The 24,825-nt window shown below is 56.1% G+C and carries 22 protein-coding genes and 3 pseudogenes; 7 read left to right on the forward strand and 18 right to left on the reverse strand.

Translation table 11 applies throughout. The features are described 5' to 3' along the window. Nucleotides 1-43: 43 nt before the first annotated feature. Nucleotides 44-262, forward strand: a complete 219-nt coding sequence (locus tag HLB35_RS05600; protein ID WP_171701828.1) for a DUF2970 domain-containing protein — start codon at nt 44-46, stop codon at nt 260-262. A gap of 111 nt (nt 263-373) precedes the next feature. Here the strand turns inward: HLB35_RS05600 and HLB35_RS05605 are convergent, their stop codons facing one another. From HLB35_RS05605 to pcnB, 6 genes and pseudogenes are all read right to left on the reverse strand, one after another. After that, a complete protein-coding gene (locus HLB35_RS05605) occupies nt 374-1,552 on the reverse strand; it encodes an acetyl-CoA C-acetyltransferase (protein ID WP_171701829.1) in 1,179 nt (392 codons plus the stop codon). 203 nt (nt 1,553-1,755) lie between these two features. Then, a complete protein-coding gene (panD, locus tag HLB35_RS05610) occupies nt 1,756-2,136 on the reverse strand; it encodes an aspartate 1-decarboxylase (RefSeq protein ID WP_171701830.1) in 381 nt (126 codons plus the stop codon). Nucleotides 2,137-2,150: 14 nt separating this feature from the next. Continuing rightward, nucleotides 2,151-3,068, reverse strand: coding sequence for a pantoate--beta-alanine ligase (panC, locus tag HLB35_RS05615; protein WP_171701831.1), 918 nt, complete (start codon nt 3,066-3,068; stop codon nt 2,151-2,153). A 164-nt stretch (nt 3,069-3,232) separates the two neighbouring features. Next, the gene (gene panB, locus HLB35_RS05620; RefSeq protein WP_171701832.1) at nt 3,233-4,024 is read right to left on the reverse strand and encodes a 3-methyl-2-oxobutanoate hydroxymethyltransferase; all 792 of its coding nucleotides are present in this window, start codon (nt 4,022-4,024) and stop codon (nt 3,233-3,235) included. A gap of 167 nt (nt 4,025-4,191) precedes the next feature. Further along, nucleotides 4,192-4,680, reverse strand: coding sequence for a 2-amino-4-hydroxy-6-hydroxymethyldihydropteridine diphosphokinase (gene folK / locus HLB35_RS05625; protein ID WP_171701833.1), 489 nt, complete (start codon nt 4,678-4,680; stop codon nt 4,192-4,194). 19 nt (nt 4,681-4,699) lie between these two features. Then, nucleotides 4,700-6,111: pseudogene (gene pcnB / locus HLB35_RS05630) on the reverse strand (polynucleotide adenylyltransferase PcnB). A gap of 600 nt (nt 6,112-6,711) precedes the next feature. Between pcnB and HLB35_RS05635 the strand changes: the two are divergent. Continuing rightward, on the forward strand, nt 6,712-7,119 hold the full coding sequence (locus tag HLB35_RS05635) for a hypothetical protein (RefSeq protein ID WP_171701834.1): 408 nt from the start codon (nt 6,712-6,714) through the stop codon (nt 7,117-7,119). Nucleotides 7,120-7,247: 128 nt separating this feature from the next. Here HLB35_RS05635 and HLB35_RS05640 read toward each other — a convergent pair whose 3' ends face one another. The 5 genes and pseudogenes from HLB35_RS05640 to dksA form a co-directional block, all read right to left on the reverse strand. Beyond that, nucleotides 7,248-8,639 carry a sigma-54-dependent transcriptional regulator gene (locus HLB35_RS05640; protein ID WP_171701835.1) on the reverse strand — a complete coding sequence of 464 codons (1,392 nt, stop codon included), beginning with the start codon at nt 8,637-8,639 and terminating at the stop codon, nt 7,248-7,250. Continuing rightward, nucleotides 8,617-11,565 (reverse strand): annotated as a pseudogene (locus HLB35_RS05645) (ATP-binding protein). The gene HLB35_RS05640 and the pseudogene HLB35_RS05645 overlap by 23 nt, the downstream one beginning before the upstream one ends. A gap of 4 nt (nt 11,566-11,569) precedes the next feature. Further along, complete coding sequence (locus tag HLB35_RS05650; protein ID WP_171701836.1) at nt 11,570-11,746, reverse strand: hypothetical protein; 177 nt, start codon at nt 11,744-11,746, stop codon at nt 11,570-11,572. A 20-nt stretch (nt 11,747-11,766) separates the two neighbouring features. Continuing rightward, nucleotides 11,767-12,656: pseudogene (gene gluQRS, locus HLB35_RS05655) on the reverse strand (tRNA glutamyl-Q(34) synthetase GluQRS). 87 nt (nt 12,657-12,743) lie between these two features. Beyond that, nucleotides 12,744-13,181 carry an RNA polymerase-binding protein DksA gene (dksA, locus tag HLB35_RS05660; RefSeq protein ID WP_171701837.1) on the reverse strand — a complete coding sequence of 146 codons (438 nt, stop codon included), beginning with the start codon at nt 13,179-13,181 and terminating at the stop codon, nt 12,744-12,746. Between the two features lie 266 nt (nt 13,182-13,447). On the opposite strand from dksA, the gene HLB35_RS05665 reads away from it, so the two are divergent. Both HLB35_RS05665 and sfsA read left to right on the forward strand, forming a co-directional pair. After that, on the forward strand, nt 13,448-14,608 hold the full coding sequence (locus HLB35_RS05665; protein ID WP_171701838.1) for a pyridoxal phosphate-dependent aminotransferase: 1,161 nt from the start codon (nt 13,448-13,450) through the stop codon (nt 14,606-14,608). A gap of 2 nt (nt 14,609-14,610) precedes the next feature. After that, nucleotides 14,611-15,345, forward strand: coding sequence for a DNA/RNA nuclease SfsA (gene sfsA / locus HLB35_RS05670; protein WP_171702164.1), 735 nt, complete (start codon nt 14,611-14,613; stop codon nt 15,343-15,345). A gap of 4 nt (nt 15,346-15,349) precedes the next feature. Here sfsA and HLB35_RS05675 read toward each other — a convergent pair whose 3' ends face one another. From HLB35_RS05675 to HLB35_RS05700, 6 genes are read right to left on the reverse strand one after another with little or no spacing between them, the layout of a single operon-like run. Next, entirely contained in the window at nt 15,350-15,850 is a 501-nt protein-coding gene (locus HLB35_RS05675) for a DUF4426 domain-containing protein (protein ID WP_171701839.1), read from the reverse strand. Between the two features lie 19 nt (nt 15,851-15,869). Next, nucleotides 15,870-16,466: a methionine biosynthesis protein MetW gene (gene metW / locus HLB35_RS05680; RefSeq protein ID WP_171702165.1), complete on the reverse strand. Its 597-nt coding sequence runs from the start codon at nt 16,464-16,466 to the stop codon at nt 15,870-15,872. Next, entirely contained in the window at nt 16,466-17,659 is a 1,194-nt protein-coding gene (gene metX / locus HLB35_RS05685) for a homoserine O-succinyltransferase MetX (protein ID WP_171701840.1), read from the reverse strand. The genes metW and metX overlap by 1 nt, the downstream gene beginning before the upstream one ends. 42 nt (nt 17,660-17,701) lie before the next feature. Beyond that, nucleotides 17,702-18,295: a YggT family protein gene (locus HLB35_RS05690; RefSeq protein ID WP_171701841.1), complete on the reverse strand. Its 594-nt coding sequence runs from the start codon at nt 18,293-18,295 to the stop codon at nt 17,702-17,704. 38 nt (nt 18,296-18,333) lie between these two features. Continuing rightward, nucleotides 18,334-19,158: a pyrroline-5-carboxylate reductase gene (proC, locus tag HLB35_RS05695; protein WP_171701842.1), complete on the reverse strand. Its 825-nt coding sequence runs from the start codon at nt 19,156-19,158 to the stop codon at nt 18,334-18,336. A gap of 44 nt (nt 19,159-19,202) precedes the next feature. Beyond that, nucleotides 19,203-19,907 (reverse strand): YggS family pyridoxal phosphate-dependent enzyme, encoded by a 705-nt coding sequence (locus tag HLB35_RS05700; protein WP_171701843.1) that lies wholly within the window; start codon nt 19,905-19,907, stop codon nt 19,203-19,205. Between the two features lie 32 nt (nt 19,908-19,939). Between HLB35_RS05700 and HLB35_RS05705 the strand changes: the two genes are divergently transcribed. Next, nucleotides 19,940-20,974, forward strand: a complete 1,035-nt coding sequence (locus HLB35_RS05705) for a type IV pilus twitching motility protein PilT (RefSeq protein ID WP_171701844.1) — start codon at nt 19,940-19,942, stop codon at nt 20,972-20,974. Between the two features lie 53 nt (nt 20,975-21,027). Beyond that, a complete protein-coding gene (locus tag HLB35_RS05710) occupies nt 21,028-22,185 on the forward strand; it encodes a PilT/PilU family type 4a pilus ATPase (RefSeq protein ID WP_171701845.1) in 1,158 nt (385 codons plus the stop codon). Nucleotides 22,186-22,207: 22 nt separating this feature from the next. On the opposite strand, the gene HLB35_RS05715 is transcribed toward HLB35_RS05710, so the two are convergent. Further along, a complete protein-coding gene (locus HLB35_RS05715; RefSeq protein WP_171701846.1) occupies nt 22,208-23,362 on the reverse strand; it encodes an anhydro-N-acetylmuramic acid kinase in 1,155 nt (384 codons plus the stop codon). A 197-nt stretch (nt 23,363-23,559) separates the two neighbouring features. Here HLB35_RS05715 and tyrS point away from each other — a divergent pair, with 197 nt between their 5' ends. Continuing rightward, nucleotides 23,560-24,759, forward strand: coding sequence for a tyrosine--tRNA ligase (tyrS, locus tag HLB35_RS05720; protein WP_171701847.1), 1,200 nt, complete (start codon nt 23,560-23,562; stop codon nt 24,757-24,759). The last annotated feature ends 66 nt before the right edge of the window (nt 24,760-24,825 follow it).

Below are 24,825 nucleotides of genomic sequence, written 5' to 3' on the forward strand. Positions count from 1 at the left end.
GCAGTGAGTAAACGTTAAAAGGCCTTAACAGCAGGAACGCAAAATGTCGAAAAATGATAATAAGACGCCCCCATCCGCCAAGCCGAGTTTTCGCCAGGTAGTGGGTAGTGTGCTGGCCGCTATGTTCGGGGTTCAAAAGCGCAGTAATCTGGAGCGCGATAATAACCAGAGTAATGCGACGCCTTATATTATCGTCGCTCTGGTTCTAGCGGTCATTTTCATCCTGATCCTGGTATTCGTGGCTAATATTGCTTCACGCTAACGACTTCGCTTGCGCATGTCAGGAGATATTATCCAGCAAATAAAATGCCCCCGCTGGTAGCAGCGGGGGCATGGCGTTTAAATGTCTAAAACAATGCTAGAAAAAGTGTCGTTACGAACGTTCGATGGCCAGTGCCACGCCTTGGCCGCCACCGATACACAGGGTAGCAAGGCCCTTCTTGGCGTCGCGGGCAATCATTTCATGCAGCAGGCTGACGAAAATACGGCAGCCTGAAGCGCCAATCGGGTGACCCAGTGCAATGGCACCGCCGTTGACGTTGACCTTGCTAACATCCCAGCCAAGTTCCTTGTTGACGGAAAGCGCCTGGGCAGCAAAGGCTTCGTTGGCTTCTACCAGGTCAAGGTCGTCGATGCTCCAACCGGCTTTTTCCAGGCAGCGGCGGGTCGCCGGTGCCGGGCCGATACCCATGATGGCCGGGTCAACGCCTGCGTTGGAGTAGGCCGCGATGCGCGCTAGCGGCTCAAGGCCCAGCTCTTTGGCTTTTTCAGCCGAGCAAAGCATGACAACCGCAGCACCGTCGTTCAATGACGACGCGTTACCGGCAGTAACGGTACCATCTTTCTTGAAGGCCGGGCGCATGCCGCCGAGTTTTTCCGCGCTGACTTCACGCGGGTTTTCGTCGGTGTCAAAAACGATGGGATCGCCTTTGCGCTGGGGGATTTCCACCGGCACGATCTGACCCTTAAATTTACCATCACGGATGGCTTGAGCAGCTTTCTGTTGTGAAGCGGCAGCAAACTCATCCATGGCTTCACGGGTGATACTGTATTTTTCTGCCAGATTTTCGGCAGTAATGCCCATGTGGTAGTTATTGAACGCATCCCACAGGCCATCATGAACCATGGAGTCAATCGCTTTCCAGTCACCCATGCGCTGGCCGTTACGGGAATTGGGCAGTACGTGGGGAGACGCTGACATGTTTTCCTGGCCACCGGCCAGAATGACGCTAGCGTCACCACAGCGGATCGCCTGAGTCGCCAGGTGCAGTGCCTTGAGGCCGGAACCACAGACCTTGTTGATCGTCATGGCGGGAACCGCATCAGGCAAGCCGCCCTTGATGGCAGCCTGGCGCGCCGGGTTCTGGCCAACGCCGGCTGTCAGTACCTGGCCAAGCAAGACTTCATCGACCTGTTCCGGCGCAACACCTGTGGTGCTGAGGATATCCTTGATGACCAGTGCACCAAGGTCGCTGGCAGGAATACCAGCAAGCGACCCACCGAAGGCGCCAACGGCGGTACGACGAGCTGCAACAATGACCACATCTTGCATAGTAAAACTCCTAGGTAGCATGTCACGATGCCATATCGGCATTTTTGTTAATAGGCGTTCCTAGCATAGGTGAAGCTTGTGCAATGCGGCAATACACTTTTGGCAGCAAATAAAAACGGGCCGTAAAAACGGCCCGCTAATCAGAAAGATACTGGGTAGTGCAGGTTTAAAAAAGTAGCATCGCCTGAAAGGCTCAGGCTTTATCAGGCCAGCTGAACCGGGATGGCATTACTGGTATGGCTGACGTGGTTGCCTTCCTGCAGATACACCAGGGCAGGCTGATGATTATCCAGCTCGGCTTCGCTGTAATGTGCATAGCTGCAGATAATGATGCGATGGCCAGGGCCTGCCAGATGCGCTGCAGCGCCATTGATAGAGATAAGGCGGGAGCCTTCTTCACCACGGATGGCGTAAGTGGTGAAACGCTCACCGTTTTCAACGTTGTAAATCTGGATCTGTTCGTTTTCACGGATGCCTGCCATATCGAGCAGGTCACCGTCGATGGCACAGGAGCCTTCGTAGTTCAAAACAGCATGGGTGACGCGTGCCATGTGGAGCTTGGCTTTAAGCATGATGGTATGCATGAGGATTTCCTCTGTTACCGCGCTGTTGCCGTATCAGCGGCAGCGGAAGTGTCTGTTGGAGCAGGAAGCAAGACGTCAAGATTATCGATAAGCCGTGTATCGCCAAGTCTGGCTGCTGCAAGCAGAATAGCCTGGCGGGTGTTTGGTTCAACAGGGCCCAGGGTGCGATCACGCAATTCGAGGTAATCAAGCTCAAAGCCGGCATCATACAGCGCCTGACGCCCCTGTTGTAGTACCTGTTGACGATAATCGTGGTCATGGGCACTGAATTCAACCCCGCCCGCCTCAAGTGCCTGACGCATATCGCACAGGGTTTTATACAGAGCAGGTGCTTTTGCCCGGTTTTCTGCGCTCAGGTAACCGTTACGTGATGATAATGCCAGGCCGTCGTCGGCACGCACAATGGGCACGCCGATGATCTCAATAGGCATATGCAGGTCGGCCACCATCTTGCGGATGACCGCTAACTGCTGGTAATCCTTTTCGCCGAACAGGGCGATATCCGGCTGAACAAGGTTGAACAGCATGGTAACCACAGTGGATACGCCGTCGAAGTGGCCGGGGCGCGAGCTGCCGCAAAGCCCCTCACTGACGCTGGGTACATGCACATAGGTCTGCTGCTTGGTGCCGTTGGGGTACAGCGTTTCACTTATAGGGGCGAAAAGGACATCGCAGCCAGCCGCTTCCAGCGCTTGCTGGTCGGCTTCAAAGGTGCGCGGGTAGGCGTCAAGGTCTTCATTTGGCCCAAACTGCATGGGGTTAACGAACAGGCTGGAAACGACCACATCACCATGCTGACGTGCGTTCTCAATTAGTGCCAGATGCCCTGCATGCAGGTTGCCCATGGTGGGTGCCAGGGCAATGCGCTGACCCCGTTGACGGTATTCCGCCAACGCATGACGCAGCGCAGGTATATCGCGCAAGGTACGCATATCAACTCCGTCGCATTACAGCTCAATCATGCTCCATAGTAAACACCCGCTTGGAACATGACGAACCGACTATAGATGGATAACCGATTTCGGAGGCGTTTTTAAACTGCTATTAAAAACCGTTGTTAAAAACCGTTGTTAAAAACCGTTGTTAAAAACCGTTGTTAAAAACAGTGTTCAGCGGCGGGGAAGGTGCGCTGCTTGACGGCTTGATGATAATGCTCAAAAGCCTCCTGAATGTTGCCTGCCTCAGCCATGAAGTTCTTGACGAAGCGCGGCGTGCGGCCATGGGTAACCCCCAGAATATCATGCATGACAAGAATCTGGCCGTCGGTTCCGGCGCCCGCACCGATGCCGATGACGGGGACATCAAGGGCCTCGGTAATGGCTTGGCCTAGAGCGGCAGGGACGCACTCGAGAAGAATCACGGAGGCGCCTGCATCAACCAGAGTCTTGGCGTCTTCAAGGATCTGCTGGGCTTGCGCGGTTTCTCGGCCTTGTACTTTATAGCCACCTAGCTGGTAGACGGTTTGCGGTGTCAGCCCAAGGTGAGCGCAGACAGGCACACCTCGCCGAGTGAGTTCGCGTATGCCATCGGCCATCCAGGCCTCACCCTCAACTTTGACCAGTTCGGCTCCCGCGCGCATCAGGGCGGCAGAGTCTTCCAGTAAGCGCTCTGTTGTTGAGTTGCTCATGAAGGGCAAGTCCACCATAAGCAGGCTGGCACCCTTGCCGCGTGCCGCGCAGCGCGTGTGGTAGCAGATATCTTCCAGCGTCACGGGAAGGGTGCTCTGATGACCTTGTAGTACCATGCCCAATGAGTCGCCGACCAGCAGGACTTCGATACCGGCCTGGCTTGCGGCATGAGCGAAGGAAGCATCATAAGCGGTCAGGCAGCTGAACGTTTCGCCAGCGTTCTTGAACGCTTGCAGTGTGCTCAGGGTGACGGTTTTCATGGCGTGCTCTCGTATTTTTGCATTCAGCCAGCGCAATGCGCTGGATAGGTTAACGCCTTGACAGGCATTTTGGTGGCATAGCCGACAATTGTTACCTGAATATGTCACGGCTGTCGAGGGCGCTTCAACATACCTGCTGGAATCGTGCCACTGCCAACAGGCCTGGATCAGTCCAGCAGCGTAACACTGTCGCTTTGCGGAAGAGCGTTCAACCAGTGGGACAGCAACTTTTCGAAAAGCGTCAGCTGAGGGGCAATGTCTTGCAAAGGGCAAAGCACGAAGCGGCGAGCGCGGATTTCAGGATGCGGCAGCCGCAAACGCGGATGATCAAGGTCAAGCTGATCAAACAGCAGCAGATCAAGGTCGAGAGTGCGAGGCCCCCAGCGTCTTTCACGCTGACGGCGGTGGCGCTGTTCCAGTGCCTGCAGTTGATCCAGCAGGGCCAGGGGTGAGAGTTGCGTATCCACCGCCGCCGCCGCATTGATAAAGTCATCCTGGTCCTGCGGCCCTATGGGAGAGCTGCAATAAAGTGGTGAAGCCGATACCAGGCGCGTCAATGGCAGTTGGTTGAGTTCATCAAGCGCTCGACGAACCTGCTCGACAGGTTGGTCAAGGTTGCTGCCTAGCCCGATGTAGGCGCGCGAAAAAATGGGCATCTCATGCTCTCTGCCGTTGTCAGGCATCGGTTTTAGGCTTGCGCCGCCGTTTACGTTTTTTCTTGTTCCCACTGCCTTGGTCGGCGGGGTCGCTGCCGACTTTTTGTAGTAGCCTGCGCTGTTGATGTTCATCACCTTCCTGAAAGGCTGTCCACCAATCTCCCAGTCCGCTGGGTATTTCCCCCGCCTGTTCACGCAATAGCAGCAGGTCGTAGGCGGCCCGAAAGCGTGGATGCTCACGGGTCTGGAAAGCACGCTTGCCACCGCGTTGCGCAAGACGCGCCTGGAGTTCCCAGATGTCGCGCATGGGCATACCAAAACGCTTGGGAATGGACGTGTGCTGCAGCTGGCGGGAAATCACCTGCTGGGCGGCCGTCTGTAAGGCAGGAATAGGCGGCATCCCCTCGCTTTCAAGCTGCTGTTGGCGATGTACCACCGGTGCCCAGAGGAAAGCCGCCAGCAGGAAGGCGGGCGTCACTGGGCGGCCCTCAGCGATACGTTTGTCAGTGTTGGTCAGTGCTTGCTCAATCAGGCGCTCTGCCCAGGCGGCATCGGCCATGGCTTCTTCGGATTCAGGAAACAGCATGCCGAAAAGGTCATAATGGCTTAGCAGGCGGAAGGTCATCAGGCCGTGCCCGGCCATAAACAGTTTGAGTACCTCATCAAACAGCCGCGCAGGAGGAATCTGCAATAATAGCGGGGCCAGTTCGTAAATTGGCGCTTCGGTGTCATCTGCCAGCGTGAAATCAAGTTTGGCGGCAAAGCGAACCGCTCTCAGCATGCGTACTGGGTCTTCTCGATAACGTGTTGCCGGATCACCAATCAGGCGCAGGGTGCGGGCTTCAATATCCTGCATGCCATTGGCGAAATCATGAATGCTGGAGTCAGCAATACTGTAATACAGTGCATTAACGGTGAAATCACGGCGCAGCGCGTCTTCTTCGATGTTGCCCCATACGTTGTCTCTTAACAGCAAACCATCGTCAGATTGTTGCGCCAGGTGCTGACCGTGTTCGTCCTGCGGCTTGCCACGAAAGGTAGTGACTTCGATGACTTCACGTCCAAAGCGGACGTGGACAATCCGGAACCGGCGGCCGATCAGGCGCGAGTTGCGAAACAGCCCGCGCACCTGTTCTGGCGTTGCATTGGTAGCAACATCAAAGTCCTTGGGCATTTTGCCGAGCATGGCATCACGAATGCAGCCGCCCACCAGATAGGCCTCAAAGCCAGCACCGTCCAGGCGATAGAGTACTTTCAGTGCTGCCTCGCTGATATGTTGGCGAGACACAGGGTGCTCATCGCGAGGAATGATATGCGCCTGTGAGGGGTGCGTGGCGGCGCTTGGGTGTCGTACAGCGATTTCAAATGGACTCCCGGGTGGTTCAGGGAAGAGGTCAATCCTTCAGAGTGAATAACAGCCAGTGTGGTCATTAAGGTCAACCACCCAGCGGCTGGCTGGGTTAGATTGGCCACCCATCATGAGCGATGGTCAAAAAAGCTACACCGATGCACGGCTGTCAAACATCTGTAAGGCTATGTAAGAAAGTCATTGAGTGTAGCCGACGCCTTCTAGCTTGCAAAGTGCCATGCAGCGATGAATGCCAATAAGCGTGGCTGGCCAAGCGTTATATTCAGCATGAGCCCAGTTAAGGAGCGCTAAAGAGGCGTAGAGCTGGGGCTACAAACATTCTGGGACAGCGGTGAGTCGAAGGACGTGATGCAGAAACGTTGAGGCAAATGTACAAGGCTTTTTCAGGTCCCATAAAATGCAGAAAGGGAAGGCCATCTGGCCTTCCCCTTTTCAATAAGCACTTGTTACGTGCCCACAATCCGCGTCCTTGCGGCTATTCTTTTTCGTGATGGCACATCGCCCTGAATACGCAACGCAGTTGATGGTGGCTATGCTACAGCCAATTCCAATGTTGCTAGTTCCAACCGCCTCGTATTCAAAACAATAATCCAACCGCGATTTTATTCACCCAGCGTATTATTTTTGTTGGTGCCGAGTCGTACGTATGGCCTGATTTGTTATTGTTATTTCAGACAGCGCACATCGCGTCTAAATTTGAGCCTATTGCAGCGATTTTCTGTACATCCATTCTTGTTCTTGTTGGTTATGGACTATACGAACGCTGCAAATTGCAATGTCTACCTGTTGTTCTTGTTGGTGTAGCGCTTGCAGGCTTGGCCGAAATTGTTTTTGTTATGGCTCAAGCATGTGTGCTGTCAGACGTTGTTTTTGTTGGTGACGACAATCACACGACTCAATTAGGTAATTTGTTTTTCTTGCTCGTATTAGTTGCACTCGCTGTGCCAAAGAATTTAAATATCAATATAAACAATCAGTTATTGTTTTTTGGGCTGGCGATGCGAGCGTTTGGAGTAAGCAGTGTTACTGGCTGGAAGCTATTTTTGTGCGCGCGTTGTGTGGTGAGGTAACACCTTGGTGCAGCGTTTTGGGGCCATAGTATTTTTTGATAGAGGTGAAGTAGACCTTGGTCATAGATTTTTGGGCAACGCTGAAAAAACCAGATAAAAAAGCGCCAATACTTCCTGGCCTCCCAGCCTCAGTCAGGACGGCGAGGCGCCTTTTTGCGTGGAATCCCTAAGCGTTGGCGGCGTTCCCATAGACTTTTACGGCTGATGCCAAGTTTTTGAGCCAGCTCGGTTTCGCTCATCTGATCTTGGTGTTCGAGCACAAAATGTTGGAAATAGTCTTCAAGTGATAAATCGTTGTCGGCGTTCGGGTCGCTGCTTTTTCTTCTTCTGAGGTGCCTGATGGCGGGTGGGGTGACGGGGCCGCGGCTGTGCGAGGGGTGAAGGGCAAGGCCGAGGTCATCAGGGTGAATCAGATGACCTTCAGCCAGAATGACGCCGCGTTCAAGAGCATTTTCAAGCTCGCGGACATTGCCTGGCCACGGGTAGTCGCGTAAATCCTGGCGGGCCGCACGGGAAAGCCGCAAACCCTGGCGGTCATGCCGCTGGCAAGCTTTGTCGAGCAGGATGTCGGCGATTTTCAGAATATCGTCGTCGCGCTCACGCAGAGGTGGCAGGGCAATCTGCATGACATTGAGCCGGTAGTAAAGATCAAGCCGGAATTCGCCACTTTTCGAGAGTGAACGCAGGTCGCGGTGCGTTGCCGCAATCAGGCGCACATCGACATGGCGGGTTTCCACCGAACCGATCTTGCGAATTTCACCTTCCTGTAGAACGCGCAGCAAACGCGCCTGAGCATCTAGCGGCAACTCACCGATTTCATCCAGAAACAGGGTGCCGCCATCGGCCGCTTCCACCAGGCCGGTGCGCGCTGCGCTGGCGCCGGTAAAGGCACCTTTTTCATGACCAAATAACTCGGATTCAATCAGGGTTTCAGGAATCGCCGCGCAGTTGACGCAGATAAGGGCTGCGTTTGCCCGTTTGCTTTGCTGGTGAATGGCGCGGGCCACCAGCTCCTTGCCGGTACCGGATTCGCCCTGAATCAGCACGCTAACATCGGCAGGGGCGGTTTTGCGGATGCGGGTGTAGACCTGCTGCATGGCATCGCAATTACCCACCATGGTCTGGCGGCCGCCGCCCTCATCAGTAATATCCGGTGCCGGACTTTGGCGAATTGATTGCTGATGCAGAATGCGGGAAACGGTTTCAAGCAGCTCAGCGTGGTCGAACGGCTTGGCAATATAGTCGACCGCGCCCTGTTTAAGCGATTCGATTGCCGAGCGCATACTGGCATAGCTGGTCATGATCAGTACGGGTACCGGCGTGGCGCGCTCTATCAGCGCGGTTCCAGGGTCTCCCGGCAGGCGCAGATCGCTAATGATCAGGCTGTAGTCAAGCAGCTCCAGGTCATGACATTCTTCAACGCTGCCTGCCTCAGTGACGTCGTAGTCGTTACGTTCCAGCAAGCGCTTGAGCGCGCTGCGTATGATGGCTTCATCCTCAACAATCAGAATCCTGGGCATGGGGCTTCACATCATCCTGTTGGTAAAGTGGCAGCCATAGGGTAATGGCTGTGCCGCAAGTATGTCCGGGCGGCGGCGATGCAACATCAATCCTGCCTTGATGCTCACTGATGATCTGGTAAGCCAGTGACAGCCCCAGCCCGGTTCCCTTGCCGGCCGGCTTGGTCGTCGTGAAGGGTTCAAAAAGACGATCGCTGATGGCAGGGTCAATACCGCTGCCATTATCGCGCACCTGCCACCAGGCGCGTTGTTCAGTGATGCCGGCGCTAATCTGTATCTGGCCATCTGACTGGCAGGCATCCCGAGCATTGCTCAGTAGGTTGACCATGACCTGGGTAAGCCGCTGGGCATCGCCGCACACTACAATATCCTCTGGGCAGGTATTGATAAAGCGGGCATCGTCGCTGCTGCGTGCCAGGTGGATCAGATGCAGGGCATCCTCACTGATCATTGACAGGTTGACCGGTTCGCAAGGCAGCGGCAAGGCCTGGTGGCCACCGTGAGCAAAGCTGACCAGGGTATTGACGATTCGAGTGACTCTTTGGGTCAGCTGCTGGATATGGTCGGCGGTTTCCAGCAGGGCCGGATCCTCCGTGTCATAGCGTAAATTCTGTGCCAGCGATGAAATGCCGGTAATCGGGTTGCCGATTTCATGGGCCACGCCTGCGGCTAGCTGGCCGATCGATGCCAGGCGTGCGGCATGAACCAGCTCATCTTCCAGGCGTTTCATTTCGCTGTGATCTTCAATCAGCACCACGCTGCCACCACGGCTGTCGTAGCCGCTTAATTGCGCCGTATGTAAGGTCAGGAAGTAGTCTTGACCATGCAGGTGAGCGGGCTCTTTGTAAAGCGGCGTGGCCTCGCTGTGCAACGCCTTGCCGAGCAGGGTTGACCAAGGCAGCGGAAGGCTGTCCAGGCGTGAGCCAATGATGCTGTCGCCGTTAATACCGGAAAGCTCGGTCAGGGCGTTATTCCACATCAAGAGTTCATCGTCATCGCCAAAGACGCATAACCCCACGGGCAGATAAGCCAGGGTCTGGCGATGATGGCGACGTAGCCCATCGAGTTCGCGGGCCAGGCCGGTCAGCCGAGAGCGGTAAGCTTCCAGGCGGCTTTCAACGAAGTGAATATCGTCGGTCGCTGGAAGGTCATCATGGCGGTAGGGCAGGTAGCGGTCGACGATATCACGCGCCACAGAAGGCCCCATCAAGCCTGAAAGATTGGCCTGAATGCGGTCGCGCAGGCGCCGCAATGCGTAAGGTCGGCGCTCCTGAGCATCAAGATTGAGCGCTTGAAGGGCGCGGTTGACCTCGCGGCTGGCAGCCTCGTCGCCCAGGGCCTGGGCCAGATGCAGGGTGAAATCGGCCACCGTGACGGCTTCCAGCGGCATGCGCTTGGAGCGAATCACGGCGTCAACGGAACAGGCTTCAGCGGCGGATTTTTCGCCGTCAGAGGTGCGGCTGAACAGCGAAACGCAAATCAGCAGCAGAATATTAATCGACAGGGAGAGCAGGGTGATCTGGTACCACAGCGGCGCATCCGCAGGCGTTAGCGGCGTAAACGGCAGGCTGGGCAGGGGAAGATCAACAAACAGAGGTAGCCATAACCCCCATAGCCAGATGCTCATCCCGGCCACCAGGCCAGTAATGACGCCATTACGATTGGCGCCCGGCCAATACAGCAGGGCCAGCATGCCGGGCAGACATTGAGCCATGCCAACAAAGGCGGCGAGCCCAAGGGTAGAAAGATCCGGCTGGTGGCTGACGCTTTGATAGAACAGCCAGCCGCTGATAATAACGCCGATAATCAGGGCGCGACGCAGCCAGCGTAACCAGCCATAAAGATCCGTGCGCGCTTCCGGCGGACGTGCTACCAGCACAATATGGTTGAGCACCATACCGGAAAGTGCCAGGGCAATAATAATCATGGTGCCGCTGGCGGCGGCAAGCCCGCCGATAAAGGCCAGTACCAGCACCCCGCTATGTTCGCTGACCATGTAAATGGCATAGGCGGGAAGCTCAATGGGTATCTCGGCTTGTGATTGGGCGGCCCACCAGATCACGGGCACGGGGAGCGCCATCAACAGCAGAAACAAGGGGAGTGTCCAGCTGGCCTGTAGCAGCGTTTGGCGTGATAGCCCTTCTGCAAAGGTAATATGAAAAAGGTGCGGCATCAGGAAGGCAGCGGCAAAAACAGCAGCAGGAAAGTACGCCATTGAGCCGCTTCCAGTTTGGGTGTCTGTTGCTGCAGCGCCTGACCTTCGTTGGCCAACCATTGCTGTACATGCTGTGGCCCGTCGAAAACGCCCCACAAAGCGACGCCCCCAACACCAGTATGGCCGTCAGTTTGGCAATCGATTCCAGGGCAATGGTCGCTAGCAGCGTGTCGTGGCGAGCATGCTGGTCGCTGTGGCGAGCGCCAAAAAGACCGCAAAAGCGCCAATCATCAGGCAGAAAACCAAGGCAATGCCAGAGCCTTGGTGGCTGCCGGTGAGCATATCAATGCCATCACCCAGGGTCTTGACTTGTATCCCCAGCAAAGGCAGCACGGCGAGCAGGCTGATCAGGGTCACCAGAGTACCCACCCAGCGCGAACGAAAGCGAAAAGCAAACAGATCGGCCAGTGAGGCAAGCTGATAGGTGCGGGTGATGCGCTGAATGGGCACTAGCAATACAGGGGCCAGCAGAAAGGCACCTGCAGCACCCAGATAATAGGCGAGATAGCCAAACCCGGCATGGGCGGCCAGTTCCAGGCTGCCATAAAACGCCCAGGCACTGGCGTAAACGCCGAGTGCCAGGGTGTAAACAACCGGATGGCGCAGCAGCCGCACGGGGATCCAGCCGCGCTCGGCTGCCGTGCCACATACAAACAGCAGCGCCAGATAGCCGATGCCTAAAAACAGCAGTAGAGAAGTATCCAGCGTCATTGATTCAACGTTCATCCAGCTTCCTTTTCTGTTCCAGCCAGATGGTCAAGGCAATCAGGCTACCCCAGATCAGAAAGGGGCGGTACCAGGCGATATCCGGGTTGCCCCAGCCATTCATCAGCAGAGGCGACAGCAGATAGCCGCTAAACACCAGAAACAGCACTATGCGATAAACGTACACGGCGACTCCTTGAGTGAAGGCTAGCAGGCGTAGCGGTGTGGCTCAGCCTTCAGTTTTGCGACCTGCCAGTTCTCAATAGCCCAGGCCAGCTGTTCGCTGACAGTGGCATTGGTCAGCTCGACGGGGGGGACTGGTCGAGTAGCTGCAGCGCCTTGAACAGCTGCTGACGAATGGCGTGGGTGTTGTCAGCCAGCGCCGGTGCCAGGTTCTGCTTGGAGAGCTTCTGGCCCTCTTGGGTCACGACCAAGGGCAGATGCAGGTAGCGTGGCTGGGGGTAGCCCAATGCCACCTGCAGCTGGCGTTGCCAGGGCGTGTTGTCCAGCAGGTCGATACCTCTGACTACATCAGTGATGCCCTGATGGGCATCGTCAACCACCACGGCGAGCTGGTAGGCCCAGAGGCCATCCTTGCGCTGTAGCACCACATCGCCGTATTCCGCCGGGTCGTGGGTCTGCGAACCAAACAGGCGATCCTGCCAGTTAACTGGGCGTTGGCCAAGGTCGCTGCGCAGGCGCCAGGCAACCGGCTGTCCAGGGGCTTGTACGCCATTACGGCACCAGCCAGGATAAATGGCATGATCACGCCACTGTTTGCGCGAGCAGCTACACGGGTAGGCTAGCCCTTGGGCCTTCAGCTTTTCCAGTGCCTGTGCATAGGCCTCGCCCTGTTGATGTTGCCAGCTGATGTTACCATCCCAGTGCAGGCCAAAGGCCTCCAGCTGGTGCAATATGGTGTCTGCTGCGCCGAGCGGGCAGCGAGGCGGGTCAATGTTTTCAATGCGCACCAGCCACTCACCTTGAGCGGCACGGGCATCCAGGTAGCTGCCTAGCGCTGCTACTAATGACCCCATATGCAAGGGGCCGGACGGAGTAGGCGCAAAGCGGCCACGGTAGGCGGTGAATGAAGGCATGAGCATAGTGTCGCCTTTGCGGATGACGGTTCAACAAACAAAAACGGGCACCTTGCGCAGGTGCCCGCCCGTCGTGCGGTGATGGCATCAACCGCCGAGCTGTTTTTCCTTGAGTTCAGCCAGCGTCTTGCAATCGACGCACAAGGTGGCTGTTGGGCGTGCTTCGAGGCGGCGAATGCCGATTTCCACTCCGCAGGCCTCACAGAAGCCGTAATCGTCTTCATCAATCTTGTCGAGCGTCTCATTGATCTTTTTCAACAGCTTGCGTTCACGATCCCGAGTGCGCAGTTCCAGGCTGAACCCCTCTTCCTGGGTGGCGCGATCCGCAGGGTCGGCATAGTTGTTGGCGTCCTCCTGCAGGTGACGCACTGTGCGGTCGACCTCTTCCATTAAATCCTGCTTCCAGTCGAGCAAAAGCTGACGGAAGTGCTCTAGCTGCTGCTCGTTCATATACTCTTCACCCGCTTGCGACTCATACGGAGTGAATGATTTGGACGCTTCCGCTTTCTTTTCCGCTACTGGCATGGGACTGCCCCCTACATAAATGACTACCAAAATGATGGCTTATCAACCATCCGCGAGGTAATGATCGCGTGCCAAAAGGATGCTTGTTTAGCTGAAATGTTCTTTTTTGCAAGCATAATAGCTGCTTTTATATGATGGTTTATCTCATAACCGCCTGCTTACTGGTCTCGTGACCGCTTTCATGACCGCCTCTGTTGTCGAGTCTGACGGGGATTGTCATTGAAAACAAAGTCGGCAATATGGCGGGCAGACATTAAGGAGTCAGCATGGTGTGGAATTCGCGCGTCGCCAAGGTCGCCCCTTTTCGAGTGATGCACCTTCTTGAAATGGCCCAGGCACGCGAAGCGAGCGGGCATGATGTGATTCACCTGGAAGTGGGTGAGCCTGACTTTCCCTCACCTGAACCGGTGATGGCTGCCGGGCAGGCGGCGCTAGCCGCGGGGCAGACGCGCTACACGCCGGCCGCTGGTCTGCCTGCCCTGCGTGAGGCTATCGCACAGCACTATGAGCGGCATTTTCAGGCGAAGGTTGATCCGTCACGGATTCTGATCACGCCCGGTGCTTCAGGGGCTTTGCTACTGGCCAGCCAGCTATTGGTAGAGGCCGGTGACCGGGTGTTAATGGCGGACCCGAATTATCCGTGTAACCGGCACTTCATGGCCTTGGCGGGGGCCGAGGTGGATGCTGTGCCCGTCGGGCGTGAGACCGGCTGGCAGCTGGACGCCAGCCTGATAGCGGCTCACTGGCGGCCAGCTACCCGGCTGGCCATGCTAGCATCGCCTTCCAACCCGACAGGCCACACGCTGAGTGCTGAGGCGTTACAGGCCGTGCAGCAAGCGGTGCGCCAACGGGAAGGCCACCTGGTAGTTGATGAGATTTACCAGGGGCTGAATTACGATGATGCACCGCTCTCTGCGCTGTCGCTCAGCGATGATGCGTTTGTGGTTAACAGTTTTTCTAAATACTTTGGCATGACCGGCTGGCGCCTGGGCTGGCTGGTCGCGCCGGAAGGGGCGGTTGAGCCTTTAACGCGGCTTGCCCAGAACGTGTTCCTGGCGGCATCGACGCCCGCGCAACACGCCGCTCTGGCGGCCTTTACGCCTGAGTGTCGCGAGATTCTTGAAGACCGTCGACAGATTCTGAAAAACCGCAGGGATGTGCTGTTGGCAGGCTTGAGCAAGCTGGGGTTGGCACCGGACATGCCGCCTCAAGGAGCGTTTTATCTATGGCTGGATATTTCCCGCTATAGCCGTGATAGCCAAGCGTTCTGCGAGCAGTTACTGGTAGAGGAAAACGTGGCCATCACGCCGGGTATTGATTTTGCCGTGCAGGGCGGTGAGCAGTTTGTGCGTATTGCATTCACCACGGACGTGGCGCGTCTGGAAGACGCTATTGAGCGGATTGCGCGCTTTGTGAGCCGCCTGTGAGCCTGCAGCATTACCCTCCCTTGGTGGCAGGCACCCTGCAGCGGCGCTACAAGCGTTTTCTGGCGGATGTCAGGCTGGATGATGGCCGCGAGGTGGTGGCACACTGCCCGAATACCGGTTCAATGAAGGCGGTCAATGTGCCGGGCGCCAGGGTATGGTTATCGCCAAGTGACAATCCGGCACGCAAACTTGGCTGGACCTGGGAATTGATTGAGCTGCCTCAGCCAGATGGTAGTGCTGCCTTGGTCTCAGTGCATACCGGGCGTACTAACAGGATTGTGGAAGCTGCTCTTGCAAAGCAGCAGATCGCGCCACTTGCGAGTTTCGTGACCCTGCGCCGTGAGGTCAAGGTGGACGATGCGCGCCTTGATTTTATGCTCACAGATGCCAATGGTGAGCGCACCTGGGTAGAGGTCAAGCAGGTCACCCTCAAGGAAAACGACGGCCACGGCTATTTTCCTGACGCCGTCAGCACACGCGGGCTAAAACATCTGCATACGCTGGCCAGGCTGGCGGAAAGCGGCGAACGGGCAGTGCTGCTGTTTTGCGTTGCCCATGAAGCCATTGAGGACGTCACCGCTGCCGCGCATATTGATTCCGCCTATGCGGCGGCGCTTGAAACGGTCGTGAATAAAGGCGTCGAAGTGCTTGCCTATGGCGTTGAGTTTGAACGTGACGGGGAAACGCCCGTCGCGGTGAGGCTGGCGCGGGCGCTGGTGTTTCAAGGTTCGATATAGTGTTTCAGCGTTCGATATAGAACCGCTCTACAAAGCTAACCGTTTCCGGCTCGGCATTGCGGTCATAGCGTACATCAAGAGTAAAGCGCATGGGTTCGTCATGGCGTAGCTTGAAGGTTGATATCTGATTGATCGTATCGTTTTCACGCATGGTCTTGAAACGCAATGATTCCTCACTGCTGCTGCCGGAAAGCTCGCCTACGCTGCCCTCAATGCTGGCACTGACGGGTGCCATGCTGCCGTCTTCCTGCTCCTGCAGGACGCTGACATTGACCAGCCCAAGCCCCACGCTGCGCTGAATACCATACGTCTGAGCGACTTCTGGGCTGAGAAAATCAGTGCTGATGGCGCTGTAGTGAATCTGGTAATCATCTATCTCGGTGTATTGTTGTGCGCAAGCGGCGGTGGCACCCAGGCTCAGGCCGCTAACCACAAGGCTGCCTAGTACAGCCCGCTTGAGAAGCTGTGCTCGTGATAACGCTTGCTTGAAAGTTGTCTCTAGCATGGTCGTGATTCTCCCGTGATCAAGAACGGCGACGAACGCGAAAAATGGCAATTTCCCCAAACAGGTTAGGCCATAAACGCGATGTCCAATGGCCGCGGTGGTCACCCACGCCAACGGCGCGGTCAACGATCATCAGACCCTTATCGCGGCACAGGTGTTCAAAGTCGTTGAACGTCGACAGGTGGATATTGGGTGTGTCATACCAGGCATGCGGCAATGACTTGGACACTGGCATATAGCCACGCAGGCCAAGGTGTACCCGATGACGCCAGTAAGCAAAGTTAGGGAAGGTAATAATGCCTTCCTCAGCGACGCGAAGCATTTCATCGAGCATTTTATCCGGGCGGCGCAGCGCCTGTAGCGCCTGGGTCATGATCACCAGGTCATAGCTGTTAGCGCTGAAACTGCTTAGCCCATCGTCGAGGTTATGCTCGATGACGCTCACGCCACGGCTGATGCAGCGGGTAATGCCATCCGGGTCGATTTCAAGTCCGTAACCACTGACATCTTTATCCCGAGCCAGCGCCTCAAGCAGGGCGCCATCGCCACAGGCCAGATCCAGCACGTGAGCATTTTCGGGAACCCAGTCGTAAATGATTTCCAGATCGGCGCGCATCACTGAGTCACCTCATCGTTTGCTGGCATTATCCCTGCCTCTTTGGCCGCGCGCTGCATGAAGGCGCTAAAAACCGCGTGGTAGCGATCATCCGGCAGCAGGAAAGCATCATGGCCATAGGGTGAGTCGATATTCGCATAGCTGACGGGTTTGCCCGCCTGAATCAGGGCATCTACCAGCTCCCGCGAGCGGGAGGGCGGAAAGCGCCAATCGCTGGTAAAGCTCACCACCAGAAACGGGCATTGCGCAGGGGCCAGAGCCTCGGGCAGATTGCCGGCGTAACGCGCCGCCGGGTCAAAATAGTCGAGCGCCTTGGTCATTAGTAGGTAGGTGTTGGCATCAAAGGTGGTCGAGAACGTATCGCCTTGATAACGCAGATAAGATTCCACCTGAAATTCGACATCGAAGCCAAAATTAAGATCATTGGTGCGCAGGTCACGCCCGAACTTGCTGCCCATGGCATCTTCAGAAAGATAGGTGATATGACCGACCATGCGCGCTAGCTTGAGCCCGCGCTTGGGGAGGGTCTGATGCTCACTGTACCAGCCAGCGTGGAAATCCGGGTCTGAGCGAATGGCCTGGCGGGCGACCTCGTTAAAGGCAATATTCTGCGCTGATAGCCGGGGCGTTGCGGCAATCACCACCGCATTGGCGATGCGTTCCGGAAACGCCATGCTCCACTGCAGCACCTGCATGCCGCCCAGGCTACCGCCTACTGCGGCTGCCCAGCGTTCAATACCCAGACGGTCAGCCAGGCGCGCCTGGCTGTTGACCCAGTCACTGACGGTCACCAAGGGAAAATCCGGCCCCCACAGGCGGCCGGTGTCACTATTGTGGCTCAATGGCCCTGTGCTGCCGTGGCAGCCCCCCAGGTTGTTCAGTGATACGACAAAAAAGTGGTTGGTATCAATCGACTTGCCGGGGCCGATGTGGGCATCCCACCAACCGGGTTTGCGTTCTTCATCGTTGTGATACCCAGCCGCGTGATGATGGCCAGAAAGCGCATGACAAATCAGAACGGCATTGCTGCGTTCAGCATTCAGGCTGCCGTAGGTTTCATAAACCAGGTCAAAATCGGGCAGCACTTTTCCACACGCCAGGGCAAGCGGCGTATCAAAATGCGCTACCTGCGGCGTAATAATCCCCACGGAGTCCGCAGGAAGCGGGTCATTAAGACGGTGCGACTCAGGCATGAAAGACGTTACCCCGGGTATTCAAAAAAATCATTGAATGAATCACAGCCCGACCAGAGCGCCGGAAATACCTGCTGCTCTTACCAGCGCCCCTACCACCAGGCCGTCGAGAAGATTGATGGCAATAAATACCACGATGGGAGACAGGTCGATCATACCTAATGGCGGAATGACCTTGCGCACGGGCGCCATGATGGGCTCGACCAGTTGCATCACCAGCATTGCTCCCGGATGGCTGGCATTGGGAGCCACCCAGCTGAGAATGATCATGATGATCAGGGCAAAGAAATAAATCTTCAGAATGGCGTTAGCAATAGCAGCGACACCGCCGATCAGCAGGCCGACAATCGGTGGAATGCCAACGCCGACCAGCATAAAAATGACGACCATGCTGACGACTTTAAGGGTAAAGCCAGCGGCCAGGGTGGCGAGGTCAAAGCGCCCGGCCACCGGGCCAAGAAAGCCCTGGAACAGCCCCACCACAGGCTGGGTGATCTTGACCACGGATTGACTCATCGGATTGTAATAATCCGCCTGTGAAGCTTGCAGTAAAAAACGCAGCATCAGGATAAACAGGTAGATATTGATCAGTGAGTTGACCAACATCAAGCCAGCGCTGCCCAAGGAATTGCCCATAGAAGATCTCCGTTATTTAAATCGTCGTAAAGTGGTTATTAACCGGCGCTAAGCTCTTTGGACATGGCCTGGGCGCGGTCGGCGCAGGCTTGCATGGCATCAGCAATCGTTTTACGCAGCTCGGCGTCTTCCATGTGCTGGATGGCGCGTTCGGTTGTGCCGCCGGGCGACATGACATTCTGTTTCAAGGTGGCGGGTGTGTCTTCGCTGCGTTGGGCCATGGTGGCGGCACCCAGTGCCGTCTGAATGGCCAGGCGGCGTGCGGTATCAGCAGGCAGGCCCAGTTTGACGGCAGCTTCTTCCATGGCTTCAAACATCAGGAAGAAGTAGGCCGGAGCACTGCCGGAGACGGCGATCACGGCATCTATCAGTGCTTCGTCTTCAACCCACTCAACAATTCCAACGGCTTCCATCATCTGGGCAGCCGTGTCGCGCTGTTCAGACGTTACCGCCTGATTAGCAAACAGGCCGCTGGCACCGTAGCCAACCAGCGAAGGCGTGTTAGGCATGCAGCGCACCACCGCGTGGCCCCCGCCTAGCCATTGATTGATGGTTTCGGCATCAAGACCCGCGGCGATGGAAACAATCAGCGGGCGTTGCTGCAGGACGGTTTCCTGCATGGCCTCGCACACGTCACGCATGATTTGAGGCTTGACGGCGAGCACAACCACATCGGCATTGCAAATGGCCGCATTGTTATCCGTCTGGGTATTCACTCCAAAGCGCTGGCTGACAGGGCGCAGCATGTCCTCAGTGGGAGACGTAGCGGTAATGCTGTCAGGGGCAATGCCGCTGTCGATCAGCCCGCCGATAATAGCGCTGGCCATGTTACCTGCGCCGATAAAAGTGATGTTGGTCGCCATGAAAAATCCTGTTGTAAAATGTGTGTTTCAGCGGTGGTTAGGCCCTAGCGCGCGTCGCGAGCACCAAAAATAGCGGTGCCCAGCCGCACCTGAGTCGCGCCTTCAAGAATGGCCGCTTCGAGGTCATCACTCATGCCCATCGAAAGTGTATCCAGCGGCGCATCCGGCAGGTCGCTTTTGAGGCGTTCAAATGCTTCCCTTAATGCTGCCAGCGGCTGGCGCTGCGCCTCCAGCGTATCGGCTGGCGCTGGAATGGCCATCAAACCACGCAGCCGAAGACGGGGCAGACGGGCGACCTCAGCGGCCAATTCGCCCAATGCTTCCGGTAATACGCCAGATTTCGTTTCTTCCTTGCTGATATTGACCTGAAGGCAGACGTTGAGCGGCGCACTGTCATTGGGGCGCTGCTCACTGAGGCGCTTGGCAATTTTCAATCGGTCAACGCTATGCACCCAGGCAAAGTTTTCCGCTACGGCACGGGTTTTATTCGACTGTAACGGCCCGATAAAATGCCATTCAATGTCAGCCAGATCGGCGAGTTCAGTCTGCTTATCGAGAGCCTCTTGCAGATAGTTTTCTCCGAACGCCTGTTGACCTGCCGCATACGCCTGGCGAATCATGCTGGCAGGCTTTGTCTTGCTCACCGCCAGCAGTGTGGCATCGGTGGTCGGGCGTCCAGCGTCGATGAGCGCCTTTTCCAGGCGATGGCGTGCCCGGATGAGCGACTCAGAAAGCGCATTGTCTGTCATACTCGATTACCTTACCGCAGCTGGGAAGAAAGATGGATATTACCGAACTGCTGGCATTCTCGGCAAAGCAGAATGCCTCTGACTTGCATCTGTCGTCAGGCCTTCCGCCCATGATACGCGTTGACGGCGATATTCGCCGACTCAATGTGCCCGCCATGGACAATAAGGAAGTCCGCGCGCTGATTTACGATATTATGGGCGATCGCCAGCGGCGTGACTACGAAGAGCACCTGGAAGTCGACTTTTCCTTCGAAGTGCCGGGGGTAGCGCGCTTCAGGGTGAACGCCTTTAATCATGCCCGAGGGGCCGGGGCAGTGTTCCGCACTATTCCAAGCGAAGTCTTGTCAATGGAAGCCCTGGGGCTGGGCGAGGTGTTTGAACGCTTGGCCATGCTGCCGCGCGGGCTGGTGCTGGTGACCGGCCCCACAGGTTCAGGCAAAAGTACCACTCTGGCGGCGATGATTGACTATGTTAATAACCACCGCTACGAGCATATTCTGACCATCGAAGACCCGGTGGAATTTGTGCATACCAGCAAGCGTTGCCTGATCAACCAGCGTGAAGTTCACCGCGATACCCATAGCTTTGCAGATGCCTTGCGCAGTGCCTTGCGGGAAGATCCAGACGTCATTCTGGTGGGTGAACTGCGTGACCTGGAAACCATTCGCCTGGCGTTGACGGCTGCTGAAACCGGGCATTTGGTGTTTGGTACCCTGCATACCACTTCGGCGGCGAAGACCATTGATCGTATTGTTGATGTCTTCCCCGGCGAGGAAAAATCCATGGTGCGCTCAATGCTCTCGGAATCCCTGCAGGCGGTGGTTTCCCAGACGCTACTTAAACGTGAAGGCGGCGGACGGGTGGCCGCTCATGAAATCCTGATCGCTACCTCGGCTATTCGTAACCTCATTCGCGAAGACAAGATTGCGCAAATCTACTCGGCCATGCAAACCAGCGGTGGCCTGGGGATGCAAACCCTGGATGCCTCGCTTAAACAGTTGGTGAAGGAAGGTTTGGTAAGCCGCGAAGATGCCCAGTCGCGGGCCAAGGGTGAACTTTCCCTGTAAGGGTATGCGATGCCTATCAGCAAATGTCCAACGGCAGGATTGAGGAGGATGTGATGAGCCAAAGCGTGACTCCCACAGAGTGGCTGCATCAGCTACTGGATATCATGGTCGAACAGCAGGCGTCTGATTTGCTGGTATCCGTCGGTGCACCGCCCAGCCTGAAAACACCAGATGGTCTGATGCCGCTTGGCCAACAGGGGCTGAATGAACATCAGGTTCGTGAGTTGGTGATGCATACCCTTCCTGAAGGTCTGCGCGCGCGTTTTCAGCAGGAGCATGAAGCCAATTTTGCGCTGAGTATTGGGGGTAAAGGCCGCTTCAGGGTCAGTGCCTTCCAGCAGCGCAATCAGTTGGCGATGGTGGTGCGACGCATCAGCCATGAGATTCCTAAGCTTGAGCAGCTGGGAATGCCTGCAATGCTGGCCTCCCTGGCTCAGGAGAAACGCGGCCTGGTGCTGGTGGTGGGCGGTACCGGTACGGGCAAGTCGACCACTCTAGCCTCAATGATCCAGCAGCGTAATGAAACGCTGGGTGGTCATATCATCAGCGTTGAAGATCCGATCGAGTATCTTCATCCACACAAGCGGGCGATTATCAATCAGCGCGAAGTCGGGATCGATACCGAGTCTTTCGAGGTCGCCTTGAAGAACACTTTGCGCCAGGCGCCTGATGTGATTCTGATTGGTGAAATCCGCACCCGCGAAACCATGGAGCATGCGCTGACGTTCGCCGAGACGGGCCATTTGTGTCTGGCGACCTTGCACGCTAACAACGCCAACCAGGCATTGGATCGGATCATTCATTTCTTCCCTCACGAACGTCATGAGCAGATCTGGATGGATCTGTCGCTCAACCTGAAGGCAGTGGTGGCCCAGCAGTTACTGCCTAATAAAGCCGCTGGCCGTTCGGCTGCTGTGGAAATCATGCTGCGTTCGCCACGCATTGCCGATCTGATCAGTAAAGGTGAGGTGGGCGAGATCAAGACTACCATGTCGAAATCCCGTGATGATGGTATGCAGACGTTTGATCAGGCGCTTTTTGATCTTTTCAATGCAGGTAAGATCAGTGCCGATGTTGCGCTGGCGCATGCTGATTCTGCCAATGATCTACGCATGATGATGAAGTTCGGTGGCGCCAATGACACATCGGCCACTGGGTTGGAAAACAGGGTGCCCAGTGGCTTGGCGTTACGTGATGAAGATGATTACTGAATCAGGTGGATGTGAAGGTAGTTCAGGGCGCGTAGATACCGCCGAGTACGCGAGTGCCTGCAGCGCCAGTCACGCTGGGCAGGTTACCCGGGAGTTGATGTAAACGCCGGTAGGCTAACCACGCGAAAGCCCCAGCCTCAATCCAGTCTGCTGGCCAGCCCCAGGTATCTGGCGTCATCAGAGTGGCCTGAGAAAGGCGCTCGGCAATACGCTTGCACAGATCACTATTACGCGCGCCGCCCCCGGCAATAATCAGCTTGAACGGCTGATGCTGGGCCAGTTGCTGAACGCCCTCGGCAACGCTTCTGGCCGTCAGTTCTGCCAGGGTGGCTTGTACGTCCTGAGCCGCCTCTTGGCCGTTAAGGTAGCCTTCTAGCCAGGTTAAATGAAACAGCTCACGCCCGGTGCTGCGGGGTGGTGGCTGGTGAAAGAAAGGCTCACTCAACAGGCGTTCCAGTAACGATAGGTCGACGGTGCCGCTATTTGCCCAGTGGCCGTCACGGTCAAACAGCGCATCACTATGATGACGCTGATACCAGGCATCCAGCAGCACATTAGCTGGGCCAGTATCGAACCCCAGCGGCGTGCCATTTCCAGCAGGCAGCCAGGTGATATTGGCAAAGCCGCCCAGATTCAATACTCCGTGTGGCTGGCGCCCATCTTGAAATAACGCCTGATGAAACGCTGGTGCCAGAGGGGCTGCCTGCCCGCCAGCGGCCAAATCGCGGCGACGAAAATCTGCCACGACAGTACATCCTGTCAGTTCGGCCAGTAGGCTGGGGTTGTCCAACTGTAAGGTGTAGGCCGGGCCGGCATGGTGGCCGCCTGGCGCATGTTCAATGGTCTGGCCGTGGCTGCCTATCGCACAGATAGCGTCAGCATCAAGCTGCGCATCCATTAATAAGCCTTTGACCGCTTTGGCCTGCAGCTCACTAAAAGCCTGCTCTGCAGACGCCAGCTGTGAAAACAGGGCGCGGTCACTATGGCATAGCATTAACAGCTGCTCGCGCAGCGCGGCAGGAATGGCAAGAGCATGGGTAGTCACTAGACGAGGGAGGGTATTGGGCGTGATTTCAATTAATGCGGCATCAATACTGTCAAGGCTGGTGCCTGACATTAAGCCAATATAGCGCTGCGGCAAGCCTTGCTGTAAAGATTGTTGTGATGAAAGGTGCATGGAGGCATCTCTGTGATTCAGTCAAGTGGCTACGAGTTACGAGCTACGAAACGGTGTTAATGCCAGTTGCCAGTAAATTGCTGGGTGATCCCTTTGCAAAAGCTCAACCCCGTAGAATGATCATGGTAACATCGTACGTTATTGATCATTCTAGCGCCCTGTATTGGGTGGTTCGAGTCTAACGGAGAGAAGAGGCAATGAGTGAGGTGGATCAGGCGCTGGCGTTACTGTCGCGCGGTACGCATGAAATTCTGGTTGAAGATGAACTGAAGCAAAAGCTCGCTTCGGGTCGCAAGTTGCGCATCAAAGCCGGATTCGACCCCACCGCGCCTGATCTGCACCTGGGGCACAGTGTTTTGCTGACCAAGATGCGCCAGTTTCAGGATCTTGGCCATACGGTTATTTTTCTGATCGGCGATTTCACCGGGCGTATTGGTGACCCCACGGGTAAGAACGTCACGCGCAAGCCGCTAACCGAAGCAGACGTAAAAGCCAATGCTGAAACCTACAAGGAACAGGTCTTCAAGATCCTTGATCCCGAAAAAACCGAAGTGCGCTTCAATGCCGAGTGGTTTGGTGAGCTAAGTGCCGCCAAGATGATTGAGCTGGCTGCGCAGAGCACGGTGGCGCGTATGCTTGAACGCGATGATTTTGAGAAGCGCTATCGGGCTAACCAGTCAATTGCCATTCATGAATTTCTTTATCCGCTTGTTCAGGGCTACGATTCTGTTGCCCTGGAAGCTGATGTGGAGCTCGGCGGAACCGATCAGAAATTCAACCTGCTGATGGGGCGGGAAATACAAAAGCACTTTGGTCAGGAGCCGCAGGTCGTTATCACCATGCCGCTGCTTGAAGGGCTGGACGGCGTGCAGAAAATGTCCAAGTCGCTGGGTAACTATGTGGGAGTTGATGAAGCACCAGGCTCCATGTTCAACAAGCTGGTGTCGATGCCTGATAGTTTGATGTGGCGCTATTTTGAGCTGCTCTCTCTAAAATCCAATGAAGAAATTGACGCGCTCAAACAGAGCGCTGAGCAGGGGGCGAATCCGCGTGATATCAAAATGGAACTGGCACGCGAGTTGATTGCCCGCTACCACGGTGATGAAGCGGCCGCCAATGCCCATAAGTCAGCAGGTAACCAGTTAGCGGATGGCGAACTCCCGGAAGACCTGCCTGAAGTCGAAGTTAATTTCGATGCCGCCGAGCAGGCGCCGATAGCCGCCGTGCTAAACCGTTCCGGTCTGACCAAGAATAGCGCCCAGGCCAAAGACATGCTGAAAAACGGCAGTGTGAAAGTCGATGGCGACGTCGTTGCTCAGGATACGATGCTGGCAACGGGTCAGGTTTACGTTATTCAGGCTGGGAAGAAACGTTACGCCCGTGTGACGCTTATTTGAACTTTTTCATAAAGTCCTTGCATCCCCGCCGGCAAATCCGTAAAGTACGCATCCGCTGCCGGGGAC

This window comes from Vreelandella azerica, assembly GCF_013112225.1.
GTDB lineage: Bacteria > Pseudomonadota > Gammaproteobacteria > Pseudomonadales > Halomonadaceae > Vreelandella > Vreelandella azerica.